This window comes from Blautia sp. AF14-40 (assembly GCF_003479665.1).
GTDB lineage: Bacteria > Bacillota > Clostridia > Lachnospirales > Lachnospiraceae > Fusicatenibacter > Fusicatenibacter saccharivorans.
In genome coordinates, this window is sequence record NZ_QUHK01000001.1 from 143,207 (window position 1) to 154,875 (window position 11,669).

Consider the following 11,669-nt stretch of genomic DNA (forward strand, 5'->3'; position numbering starts at 1 on the left):
GATGATACAGGAGAAAGAAGGAAAAGAGTTTAGAAGATAAAATTATCAGAGAGTGAAATAAAGTGATTTGATAATATTAGGAGATATGCCCGGATGCTATTTTTCAAAAAGGAAAAAGTGTCAGGGCATTTTTATGTGCAAAACTAATAAAAATAATTCTGAAAATATAGTAAAAATAAGCATATTGTCAAATGAAACGGAGGGTATATAATAAAATATAGAAATATAAGCGGTGAGAAAAATTGAAAGGAAAAGTGCCTATGAAAAAACTCGGAAAATATGGTAAAAAGGTATCCTGCGTGGTAATTGGAATGCTATGTGCAGCAGCGATTGGCGCCTGTGGAAGCACACAAAGTGGGTCCCAAGATGAAAAAGATGTGAGAAATGATATTTCTGTCTATGAAGAGGGAGCTGATTTGGAAGGAACGCTTACATATGGAACCTTATTTATTGAGCCGCAGACCCAGCATATGATTGATTTATTTATGAAGGAGCATCCAGGCGTAAAAATTGAAACAAAGGTTGTTTTTGACAATGATGTTACGGATGAACAGTATAATGAAGGCTTAAATACCTTGCTTACAGAACTTGCATCGGATCAACGGGCGGATATTTATGATGCAACGTATTTACCATCGGAAATTAAGACGAAAGGCAGCGGCTATTTCGAGGACTTAAATCAGTATATTGATGCAGATCCTAATTTTAACAGAGATGATTATTACGATAATATCCTGCGAGCAGCAGAAGTCGATGGAAAACTGTATCAAATTCCGGAAGGTTTTTATTATGTTATGCTTCGGTTGAATAGAAACATAACGGATGAACTGAATTATGAAGTCCCGGACGAAATGGATATCAATGATTTATATGAGTTATATCAGCAGGCCAAGCCAATTGCAGATGATGATTTTACGATTGATGTACAAAACAATATTTACGTGTTTCTGCCGATGACAGAGGACAGAGCTTATTTGAAGAAGGAAGAAGTAAATTTTGATTCAGAAAATTATGTGGATTTTCTGAGAAAAATGCAGGAACTGTATCAATATCAACCATCCTATGCGACCCATGCATTTACGGATATTAAAAGCTTTTCCGGAAAGAGTGTCCTGCTGAATACATTTACAAATTTACTCGAAGGTTCTACGAGCGGAATGTTTGAAGAAACCGATACGGCAACAAAACCGATCCTGTTGAAATCAACGGATGGAAAAATTCCTTTCTGGAGAATTGGTGAGGACTTTTCCATGAGTTCAGGCTGCAAAGATAAAGCGCTTGCATGGGAATTTATCAAATTCTGCATTGGTCAGAAACAATTTGAGTTCGAAGATGCAAACAGTGATTCTTACTACAGAAATTTCTTTACCTATGGCAGTATGCTGAACAAAGAAAACACACGGCAGCTTGTTGCGTATCAATTGGAAAATGATGACGACACAGCAGAAAAATGGGAAGCATACAATGAAAAAGTTTCTGCAAAAGCTTTTCGGGATTTACAGTTAGACAGTATTTTGACTGAAATTCGAAACGAATGTATGGAGCAGAAAATCACCCCAGAGGAATGTGCGAAGCTTTTTCAGCAAAGAGCAGAGCTTTATGTTAATGAGTAGAAGCTGTCCTTAATCCATGGAATCAGGTATATGAAATGAAAAAACGAAATTTTATTTATATGTGTTTTATCCTTCCAAGTTTTATCGGGATCATGGCTTTTTACATCGTGCCGTTTCTTCTGTCCTTGTATTTTGCAGTGATTGACAACATGATGAACAAGGAATGGGTGGGTCTTAAAAACTTTAAACTGTTATTCGAAAATGAGTTATTCCTTTCAGCACTCCGTAATACCGGAATTTTTTGCGGGATTGCAATACCGCTGGGAATGGCGATTGCTTTGCTTCTGGTACTGGTTTTGAAAAAGCAGAGGAGAGGTCGAATTCTTCTTATCCTGCTCCTGATCCCATTAATCGTTCCATCTGGAACGGTGATTGCTTTCTGGAAATATTTGTTTGAGAGAAATGGTTTTCTGGATGGGTTTTTACAGCTTTTTGGAAAAAACATGTTCGATATTGAGAATTCCAGATGGGCCATTTTGATTATTATCCTGATGTATCTGTGGAAAAATATCAGTTTTTCGATTGTCCTTTTCTGGTCCGGGATAAACTGGATTCCGCAGATCTATCATGAGCAGTGCCAGCTGGATGGAGCTACAGGGCGGCAGGAATTCCAATATATTACATGGATCTTATTAAAACCAACGACGTTAGTTGTGCTGTTGATGTCGATCGTGAATTCTTTTAAGGTTTTTAAAGAGATCTATATGCTGTATGGGGCCTATCCATCACCGTATGTTTATATGCTGCAGCACTATATGAATAACCAGTTTTTGTCACTTAATATGCAGAAATTGTCTGCTGCAGCATGGTGTATGTTTCTCATACTGGGAATCTTTCTGGGCATCATTTATCGGGTCCAGAGGAAGAATCTGGATTATTTGTAAAGATCTTTTGTGGGTGATTTTATGAAAAAGAGATATTCGAATTTTTTCGAAAAGCTGATCTGCATGGGAGCTGTCATTTTGGCAGTCATTCCGTTGTTGTTTGTGGCTGGAAAGTCGGTACAAGTTCCAGAAGAGTATCTTATATTGCTCTTTAAGAGACCTTTGTATTTGCGGATGATGTGGAATTCCCTGATTATTACTATTCCGGTTTTGATTGGACAGCTTTTGCTTGCACCGCTTGCCGCATACGGCTTTTGGCAATGCAGGTGGAAATACAAGGAGATTTTGTTCTATCTTTACATGATTGTCATGCTTATGCCGCTGCAGCTGACTTTAGTGCCAAATTATTTAGTGGCGAATTGGCTGGGCATTCAAAATTCGTCCTTGGCAATTATTCTTCCGGCAATGTTTCAGCCATTGGGGGTATTTCTGATTCGTCAGCAGATACAGGATTTTCCGCAGGAAACGTTAGAAGCAGCCAGACTGGACGGAGCCAGCGAATACAGAATTTATCGTTCCATTGTAAAGCCTAATTTGAGTTCAGCCATTGCTGCTGCATTAATCCTGATTTTTATTGACAATTGGAATATTGTAGACCAGGCGGTCATTTTTTTGAGAGAGCCATATCAGCAGCCGTTATCCGTGTATCTTTGCCAGATTTTAGAGGAACAGCCGGATATCTTTTATGCAGCGTCCGTTTTTTACGCAGTACCAGTTTTATTGATATTCTTAATGGGACAGGACTATTTGATACAGGGAATCAGTATGTCCGGTGTGAAAGCGTAGAGGGGAAGAAAGTACGATGAAGTTCAAAAAAATAAGTATAGGGTTAATCGCTCTGTGGTTTCTGTTTTTAACTGCCGCAACGTTTTGGTCGGTCAAAGAAGAGAACAAAACGCTTCCTTCCGTCTGGACAGAGGAGGCACAGGAAGGCAGCATTGAGTATGAATTTCCAGTTGATTTGGAAGTAAGCGCAGCTGATCAGGCAATTGGCTATATCAGCATGTATGATAACGTTCCGGAATCTTTGCTGCAGGAGGGCAGAGATCTTCTGGTTGGAAAAGTGTGTTCTGTCATTCGAAAGGATGATTTGTATGAGCTTACGGTAGATCTGTATGAAAAACATTCGATTGGTGAAAACGTTGAGGGAAAAATCGAAATCACTTCTGAAGATGTTTTTCCAAAAGTGATCACACGGCAGGCGATTCATGAAGGAGACTTTGGAAAAACGTGTGTCTATTATATTAAGCGTCAGAAGGGAGCCTGGGGGTATGAAAATATTCTGGAAGAAAAAGCTGTGACATGTTTTCCAAATAGAAATTCAGATTTCGTGGTACTTTTATCAGAAGTAGACGAACCGATGGTCGTAAGCACATCAGAATTGACAAATGGAGAACGGGTGAAATTAACAGAAAAAGATTAAGGAAAAGAATACAGCCTCACTACCGGGACTTTCAGGGGTGAGGCTGTTTCATTATGTTCTATGCATGTGCCGATTTGTACAGGCTTTAAAACACATTATCATCCGAATAATGCGTCATGATACCTTTCGCATTGTAGCCCAATATATTCCGTAACTTATCAATTGCATTTGCTTCTATATATTGATTATACCATAACCGCTTCATAAGAACTACGGTCCTAATCGTAAGAACTGGAAACATTGTGAATGACAATGAAAAATGTACGACTATCACCAAAGCCGGAAGCCTAGAAACAGGAGATGCGACCTTGACCGGCATTTTAATGGCGCTGGTGGCAGGATTTTTCGGTGTGCTGGAAGAAACCGTCCGCAGAAAAAACGCCAGTAATGCGGTGGTAATTTAAAAAATATGGAAACAAGGAACGATATAGCTTAACGGCTATGCCGTTCTTTGTTTTTTACTTAAGTACATGTTAGAAATTCCCTGGTATCTGACAATCACACATTATTTTTACGTAATTTAATGTGTGTTCGTCGCTTTACAGTTGACAATCACACATTATTTCAATATAATATAATGTGTGATTGTCAAAGAGGGGTGAGAAACATGAATGTTAAGGAGAAAATCAAAGAACTGCGAGAGGCGTCAGAGGACGGTACGATTACCGCAGCGCAAGTAACAGAAGCCGGACTGCACCGCAGCGTTTTACAGAAGTTTGTCAAGAGCGGCGAGATATACCGCTTCGGGCGTGGCCTGTATGTGTGGAGCGACGTATGGGAGGATGATTTCTACCTTTTACAGCGAAAGTATGGGCGCGGAATTTATTCGCACGATACTGCTTTGTATCTGCGGGGCTATTCGGATCGTACCCCGGCAAAATATACGATGACCTTTCCCAAAGGCTACAATGCTTCATCCTTGAAACGGGAAAATCTAATTGTCAAGCGCGTTGTGCCGGAGAACTATGAACTTGGCAGAATTGAAATGAAATCCCCATCCGGCAATCCAATTCGTGTTTACAATTTGGAACGGACGCTGTGTGACATCCTGCGCGGCAGCGGCAGTGATATACAGATTGTCGGAGAAGCTATGAAACGCTATGCAGCATCCAAGGATAAGAACATTCACAGACTGATGCAGTACGCAGATCAGCTTCGTGTGAAGCCCAAGGTGCTGCGATATATGGAGGTTTTGCTATAGACCGTTTCAGACCGAAAAAAATGGGGTCAAAATCGCGGCCGAAAATTAAGGGGAAAAGGAAAAATTTTCCATAAAAAAGTTGATTGTCTGATAGAAAAATGAAAAGGGGAGCAGATATGCAGTTACTAATCAAACAACGTGTATTTTCCTGGTCAGACACGTATGATATCTATGACGAGCAGGGGAACCAAAAGTATTTTGTGAAAAATGAATTTATCTCGCTGGGACACCGTCTGCATGTGTACGATGCGGCGCATAATGAAATTGGGTTTATCAAACAGAAATTATTTTGCTTTCTTCCGACTTTCGAAATTGAATGGAACGGGCAGTTAATGGGACATATCGAAAAACGTTTTGCACTGTTCCGCCCCAAATACGATGTAGATTTCATGGGATGGCGTGCAGAAGGTGACTTCATGGGATGGGATTACGATGTATATGAAGCCTGCAGTGCAGTCGTCCACGTACATAAAAAACTTCTGAGCTGGGGTGACATGTATGTCATCGAATATGATAATCCGAGCAATGAAATTCCGGCATTATTACTGGTGCTGGCGATCGATGCGGCAAACTGTTCACAAAATAATGGATAGCTGGTGGTGTCTGGAATGGCGTCAGGGGAGATGCGGATATGAGAACTTTGGGAAATATTCTGTGGTTTATATTTGGAGGCATGTTCGGCGGACTTGCATGGATTTTTGCAGGATGCATCTGGTGTATTACGATTGTTGGAATTCCGTTTGGACGGCAGTTTTTCAAGATGGCAAGGCTTTCGTTTATGCCATTTGGCACGAGTGTAATTGGATAAAAGGTGTATGGAAAAAGATCGGGTTACCGGTCTTTTTCTATGCATATCATGAGGCGGCCATTCCTTTGATGCAAATAGAAACATGATAAAAGTATTGCGCAGCAGAATAAAGTATGATACCATAAATTTACAGAAAAAATAAAGAAACGATAGAATATTCAGTATTAATTAAAAAATCAGGAAACAGAAGGGGGGAAGTTTATGAAGATAAGACAGACAATCTTTTTATTACCTTTGTTTTTGCTGGCGGGCTGCACATCTGCAGGAGGATCACAGAGCAGAGATCTGGATTTAAAGGAACTCTGTACAGAGGAGCAGGTTTTCCAGTATGCGGATTTTGAATGGGGAACGGATTCGGAACAGCTTTTCAAACAGAGCTTCCTGAAGTTTGATGAAAAAGATCTGGGACAGGGTGATGAGAGCAGCACAAAGACATACGAGAGCAAAGAAAAATTTTCCCTGGAAAATGCAGAATCTAACATGGATCTGGAATTTTCGGACGGTCAGCTGAGTCAGGTTTCCTTTACTTTTGACATCGAACAGGATGCCAATACATGGATTCAGAAAGAAGTAGACGAACTGAATTCTTTATACGGCGGAGGAATTGCAACTGGACTCGGAAATCAGATTTATCAGTGGCAGGGGGAGCAGGATACGGTTCTGCAGCTGACGGCTTTTAAGGAAGGGGATGAAAGCGCAACCGTTATCTTAAGCGTGGCATCGATGGAATACTCGATTGGATCATAAAATTGACAGATACGGGCGCATCAGACGGCAATGTCTGGTGCGCCTGCTTTTTTGTGAAAAAACTTTCCAAAGCTTTTAAAAGCCAGAAAGATAGAATGACAAAAGTGTCACAGATGTGATATAGTAGTAGAATAATGTGAAAAAGAGAAGGATTTGACAAAAGAGATGGAGTTAGGAAATTTTCAGAAATCAGTAGATTCAGATGAAATCAAAACAATGGCATTTGAAATCATCGGAGAACCGGTAAAAGCAGTTTCCCGCATCTGCGAGCAGTGGGGCGAGGCGGAAGATGAAGTGCGGGAGTACGATGTGTATGTGATCGAGACAGATGCAGGAAAATATACACTGAAGAAAACCGGCAGCAAAGAAGCGCAGATTTATGCGCAGTATCTGTCAAAAGGAGAGTTTCACGTACCGCAGTATGTCGGCATGCGGCAGGCAGAGGATGCGGACTGGATCTGCATGAAGTATGTAGAAGGAAACGACATGCGGGATATGACGGACGAGACAACAGAAAAAGCGGCAGAAACCTTAAGTAAAATTCAGTCGTATTTCTGGACACCGTCGATGGACAAAGCGCCGGAAAATGAAGTGGAGCAGAGATTTGTCGAATATTGGAAACGCGTTCTGCGCCGAGCATCGTCCGTAGCGGATGATCCAATTCTGCGGAAAGCGTATCAGATGTTCCTGGACCGCCAGCTGACTTGTCCATGTACAATGTCAAACGGTGATTTCCTGCAGTGGAATGTGATCTATGACGGCGAAAATGTTGTCATGATTGACTGGGGATTTGGTGGAATGATGCCGTATTCTCTGGACATTGCAAGATTCCTGGCACATGCGACCGAGACACGGAGTACTTTCCCGTTCTACATGAACGATGCACAGAAAGAGCTGTTTCTGGATCGGATGTATGAAGCGTTAAAGATAAAGATTTCACGCGAACAGTTCAATCTGGATGTGAAGCTGGCCACGCTGAATGAGTATATCGAGTTTGTGGAAGCAGAAGAGGACGAAGACGGCTGGTATCTGGAGCATGCACAGGCGCTGGCAGAGGAACTTCTCAATTTGTAAAAAAACGGATTGCATTTATCTGTAAGTTGTCCTATAATAGGGAACAGAAAATAAAAAGAAAGAGCACCATTGGTGTAAAGGTGAGGGAATGTTTCTGCGATAATCGACTTTAAGAAAAACACAAAGAACGGGCAGCCTGGAAAACAGGCCTGTTTTTCGTGTACGCTTAAAGACGAGAATCGCTGAATCATCTCCCTTTTTTATGAGAATAGAACAGGGATATTTTTTTGCGGGTCTGTTTTGCGTACGCAGGGCAGGCTCGTTTTGCGTAAAAAAGCAGAAAAGAGGCTGCCGGAGCAAAGGGGACTTCTGTATGATGCAGATAAAAAAATTAACACTGACACATAAAAAAGATCTGCGGGTGATTCTCGAAGATTTTCAGCTTGTACTGAATGACGGTGATAAGGCCGTTATCATTGGAGAGGAGGGAAACGGAAAATCGACGCTGCTGAAGTGGATGTACGATCCCGCACTGACGGAAGATTACATCGAATCCACAGGCGAGCGCATCATCGGAAAGGAGCGGCTTGGATATCTGCCGCAGGAACTTCCGGAGGCGGAGAAAACGAAGACGGTGTATGAGTATTTCTATGAAAAAGAAAAGTTCTGGGATCAGACACCGAAGGATCTGGCGGTGCTGGCAAGAAAATTTGGTCTGACGGAAGAGTTTTTCTATCGGGATCAGCAGATGAGTGAGCTTTCCGGCGGCGAGAAGGTGAAAGCGCAGATGATGCGTCTTCTCATGGAGGATGTCACGGTCCTTCTGCTGGATGAGCCGTCAAATGATATTGATCTTGCGACACTGGAACTTCTGGAGAAACTGATCCGCGAATGGGAGCATATTGTTGTTTTTATTTCGCACGATGAAATGCTGATTGAAAACACGGCAAATATGGTCATTCATATTGAACAGATTGTGCGGAAGACAAAATCGAGATACACGGTTGCGAAACTTCCCTATCGGACGTATGTAGAGGAGCGCCTGCAGAATTTCGAGCGCCAGGAACAGAAGGCGCAGAGTGACAGGAGAGAGAAAGCGCTGCGCGATGAGAAATACCGAAAGGTATACCAGAGCGTGCAGAACGCCTTGAGCAACTGTTCCCGTCAGGCACCGTCCGTGGCGAAAAATCTGAAGGACAAAATGCATACCGTAAAGGCGATGAACCGCAGATTTGAAAAAGAAGATGCCCGCATGACAGAAATGCCGGAGCAGGAGGAAGCGATTTACTTCCAGCTTGGAGGAGCAGAGGCAGCCATGCCCGCCGGGAAAACGGTCATCGAATATCAGCTTCCGAAACTGGAAACGCCGGATGGGGAGCGGGTTCTGGCGGAAAATATCACCTTAAAGATAAGAGGACCGGAAAAAATATGCATTGTCGGCCCGAACGGGGCAGGCAAGACAACACTGCTGAAAAAGATTGCGGCAGAGCTGAAAGAACGGGAGGATCTCCGCGTAGATTACATGCCGCAGAACTACGAGGATCAGCTGGATTTTTCCATGACGCCGGTCGATTTTCTGGATTCCACCGGGGAGAAGAGTGAGAGGACGAAGATACGAACGTATCTTGGGTCGCTGAAGTACACGGCAGACGAGATGGATCACCCCATCCGCGAACTGTCCGGCGGCCAGAAGGCAAAAGTATTGCTTCTGAAAATGAGCCTTGGCAATGCCAATGTGCTGATTCTGGATGAACCAACCCGAAACTTTTCACCCTTATCGGGACCGGTCATAAGAAAAATGCTCCGCGAATTTCCAGGCGCCATCATCAGCATTTCGCATGACAGGAAGTATATCGGAGAGGTGTGCGGGAAGGAGTATCTGCTGGAAAAAGACGGACTCAGACTGATCAGAGAAGAAAAATAAAAATATTCGATAACGAAAAATACGACGGTGGCTGGCCGTCGTATTTTTCCGTGGAGAGATTATGTTTGTCTTAAGAGAAGGTTTCACAGCAGATTCTGTTCCGGTGAAGTCGGGAAAAATGTTAATTTTATATTGAATTAGGTCGGGAAAAATGTTAAATTAGAGTAAGAATAACCAGGGAAAAATGTGAAATAATAAAAAAGAGAAATGGAGGAAGGTCAGCATGCGTCGATTTGCAATGGATAAACTATTAGACTGGAAGAAAAAAAGTAACAGAAAACCACTGATTTTAATGGGAGCCCGGCAGGTTGGTAAAACGTGGTTAATGAAAGAATTTGGTAAGACATATTATGAAAAAACCGCCTACATTTCTTTTTACAATAATCAGAGAATGCAGGCGGTTTTCGATACGGATTTCGATATAAAACGTATTATTATGAACCTCAATATTGAATCAGGCGTAACGATCACCCCAGAGAATACATTGATTGTTCTGGATGAAATTCAAAATGCACCGAAAGCGTTGGAATCTTTGAAATATTTTTGCGAAGAAGCACCGGAATATCATGTAATAGCAGCAGGTTCACTTCTTGGCGTGGCGCTTCATGAGGGAATATCCTATCCGGTGGGAAAAGTAGATTTACTGGATTTATATCCATTCAATTTTAGAGAATTCCTGTGCGCTATGGACGAAGAAGGGCTGGAAAGTGCATTGGAAACAAAGGATTACAATTTAATTGACAATTTTGCGGATAAATATTTGTTCTGGCTGAAAAATTATTATTATACAGGCGGCATGCCAGCAGTTGTAGATGCATTTCGCTTGAATAAAGATTATGCAGAAGTACGACAGATACAGAGTGATATTGTACGGCAGTATGAGGGTGATTTTGGAAAGCATATTGAAGCAAAAGTTCTCCCAAGAATACGAATGGTATGGGATTCTATTCCGATGCAGCTGGCGAAGGAGAATAAAAAATTTTTCTTTGGACAGATAAAGAAAGGAGCCAGAAGCAGCGAATTTGAAATAGCAATTCAGTGGCTTCTGGATTGTGGATTAGTATATAAAGTCAACCGGGTAAATGAGCCTCATATGCCGCTGAAGGCGTATAAAAATATGAATGCATATAAATTATTCGTACTGGATGTAGGACTGCTCGGAGCAATGAGTGAACTGCCAGCAGAATCCATATTGGAGGGGAACGATATTTTTGTTGAATTTAAAGGCGCGCTTACAGAACAGTACGTTCTGCAGCAGTTGATTTCAGATACCCCTTATACGCCATATTATTATGGAAATGAAAAAGCAACTTTCGAGCAGGATTTTCTGATTCAGAAGGCAAAGAGTATTGTGCCGATTGAAGTAAAGGCGGAACAGAACATTCGATCCCATAGTCTTAAAACATATTGCGAAAAGTTCCAGCCGGAAGAAGCAGTTCGATTTTCAACATTGAAGTATAAAGAGCAGGAGCGGATGGTAAATATACCATTATACGCTGTTTGCAACTTATAAATTAAAACAGCTATAAATCCCACGAAAGAAGGTGATCCCCATGCCATTTAAAATCATCCGAAACGACATCACAAAAGTTCATGCCGATGCGATCGTCAACACAGCCAACCCTTAGCCAATTTATGTGAAAACGTATCAGAGGGGCGGTTACTTTAATCAAAGCCAGACATTCCACCCGTTTTACCAGCCGGAGCAGATCAAAAAGGAAGAACTGGACAAAATTCTCGAAGCCGACAGCATCGCTGATGACAGCACAATCCAGAATGCTTTTTACGATGCCCCGACAGTTGTCTATCTGTTTGCACCGTATACCTACCCAAACGACGCACAGGACTGCTGCGTTGCAAAATCATTTACGATCAGGCAGAATAAACCGAAAAATCCCGGGAAATATGTGAACTTCCTGGGTGCTTTTTGGATGGAAATATTCTTGCAATTTTACAGCACAGTTATTATAATAAAGACAAGTTCTGCAGTAAACTCGTTTTTCGCAGAAAACGCCAGAAGCGGAGGATGACGTTCAAAAAACAAAAAAGGAGCGT

General features: G+C 41.9%; 12 protein-coding genes. All 12 read left to right on the forward strand.

Going from position 1 to position 11,669, the window contains the following annotated elements; translation table 11 throughout:
- The first annotated feature begins 260 nt into the window (after positions 1 to 260).
- On the forward strand, positions 261 to 1,613 hold the full coding sequence (locus DWW13_RS00730; protein ID WP_118594707.1) for an ABC transporter substrate-binding protein: 1,353 nt from the start codon (positions 261 to 263) through the stop codon (positions 1,611 to 1,613).
- Between the two features lie 35 nt (positions 1,614 to 1,648).
- Positions 1,649 to 2,497: a carbohydrate ABC transporter permease gene (locus DWW13_RS00735; RefSeq protein ID WP_055266562.1), complete on the forward strand. Its 849-nt coding sequence runs from the start codon at positions 1,649 to 1,651 to the stop codon at positions 2,495 to 2,497.
- 21 nt (positions 2,498 to 2,518) lie between these two features.
- Positions 2,519 to 3,283: a carbohydrate ABC transporter permease gene (locus DWW13_RS00740; protein ID WP_147326093.1), complete on the forward strand. Its 765-nt coding sequence runs from the start codon at positions 2,519 to 2,521 to the stop codon at positions 3,281 to 3,283.
- A gap of 16 nt (positions 3,284 to 3,299) precedes the next feature.
- Positions 3,300 to 3,920 (forward strand): hypothetical protein, encoded by a 621-nt coding sequence (locus tag DWW13_RS00745; RefSeq protein WP_117509085.1) that lies wholly within the window; start codon positions 3,300 to 3,302, stop codon positions 3,918 to 3,920.
- 607 nt (positions 3,921 to 4,527) lie between these two features.
- The gene (locus DWW13_RS00750) at positions 4,528 to 5,121 is read left to right on the forward strand and encodes a type IV toxin-antitoxin system AbiEi family antitoxin domain-containing protein (protein WP_118666295.1); all 594 of its coding nucleotides are present in this window, start codon (positions 4,528 to 4,530) and stop codon (positions 5,119 to 5,121) included.
- A gap of 116 nt (positions 5,122 to 5,237) precedes the next feature.
- Positions 5,238 to 5,714, forward strand: a complete 477-nt coding sequence (locus tag DWW13_RS00755) for an LURP-one-related/scramblase family protein (RefSeq protein ID WP_117509084.1) — start codon at positions 5,238 to 5,240, stop codon at positions 5,712 to 5,714.
- Positions 5,715 to 5,752: 38 nt separating this feature from the next.
- Positions 5,753 to 5,929, forward strand: a complete 177-nt coding sequence (locus DWW13_RS00760; RefSeq protein ID WP_082424435.1) for a YccF domain-containing protein — start codon at positions 5,753 to 5,755, stop codon at positions 5,927 to 5,929.
- 201 nt (positions 5,930 to 6,130) lie between these two features.
- Positions 6,131 to 6,676 carry a hypothetical protein gene (locus DWW13_RS00765; protein ID WP_118718982.1) on the forward strand — a complete coding sequence of 182 codons (546 nt, stop codon included), beginning with the start codon at positions 6,131 to 6,133 and terminating at the stop codon, positions 6,674 to 6,676.
- Between the two features lie 153 nt (positions 6,677 to 6,829).
- Entirely contained in the window at positions 6,830 to 7,750 is a 921-nt protein-coding gene (locus DWW13_RS00770) for an aminoglycoside phosphotransferase family protein (RefSeq protein ID WP_118718984.1), read from the forward strand.
- A 313-nt stretch (positions 7,751 to 8,063) separates the two neighbouring features.
- Entirely contained in the window at positions 8,064 to 9,614 is a 1,551-nt protein-coding gene (locus DWW13_RS00775) for an ATP-binding cassette domain-containing protein (protein WP_118718986.1), read from the forward strand.
- A gap of 223 nt (positions 9,615 to 9,837) precedes the next feature.
- Complete coding sequence (locus DWW13_RS00780; protein ID WP_118594709.1) at positions 9,838 to 11,127, forward strand: ATP-binding protein; 1,290 nt, start codon at positions 9,838 to 9,840, stop codon at positions 11,125 to 11,127.
- A gap of 124 nt (positions 11,128 to 11,251) precedes the next feature.
- Positions 11,252 to 11,644, forward strand: coding sequence for a hypothetical protein (locus tag DWW13_RS00790; RefSeq protein ID WP_117760384.1), 393 nt, complete (start codon positions 11,252 to 11,254; stop codon positions 11,642 to 11,644).
- The last annotated feature ends 25 nt before the right edge of the window (positions 11,645 to 11,669 follow it).

Excerpts from the sequence above, each read along its gene's own strand:
- DWW13_RS00730 (WP_118594707.1), top strand. The coding sequence starts at position 261 with ATGAAAAAACTCGGAAAATATGGTAAAAAGGTATCCTGCGTGGTAATT.
- DWW13_RS00735 (WP_055266562.1), top strand. The coding sequence starts at position 1,649 with ATGAAAAAACGAAATTTTATTTATATGTGTTTTATCCTTCCAAGTTTT.
- DWW13_RS00740 (WP_147326093.1), top strand. The coding sequence starts at position 2,519 with ATGAAAAAGAGATATTCGAATTTTTTCGAAAAGCTGATCTGCATGGGA.
- DWW13_RS00745 (WP_117509085.1), top strand. The coding sequence starts at position 3,300 with ATGAAGTTCAAAAAAATAAGTATAGGGTTAATCGCTCTGTGGTTTCTG.
- DWW13_RS00750 (WP_118666295.1), top strand. The coding sequence starts at position 4,528 with ATGAATGTTAAGGAGAAAATCAAAGAACTGCGAGAGGCGTCAGAGGAC.
- DWW13_RS00755 (WP_117509084.1), top strand. The coding sequence starts at position 5,238 with ATGCAGTTACTAATCAAACAACGTGTATTTTCCTGGTCAGACACGTAT.
- DWW13_RS00760 (WP_082424435.1), top strand. The coding sequence starts at position 5,753 with ATGAGAACTTTGGGAAATATTCTGTGGTTTATATTTGGAGGCATGTTC.
- DWW13_RS00765 (WP_118718982.1), top strand. The coding sequence starts at position 6,131 with ATGAAGATAAGACAGACAATCTTTTTATTACCTTTGTTTTTGCTGGCG.
- DWW13_RS00775 (WP_118718986.1), top strand. The coding sequence starts at position 8,064 with ATGATGCAGATAAAAAAATTAACACTGACACATAAAAAAGATCTGCGG.
- DWW13_RS00780 (WP_118594709.1), top strand. The coding sequence starts at position 9,838 with ATGCGTCGATTTGCAATGGATAAACTATTAGACTGGAAGAAAAAAAGT.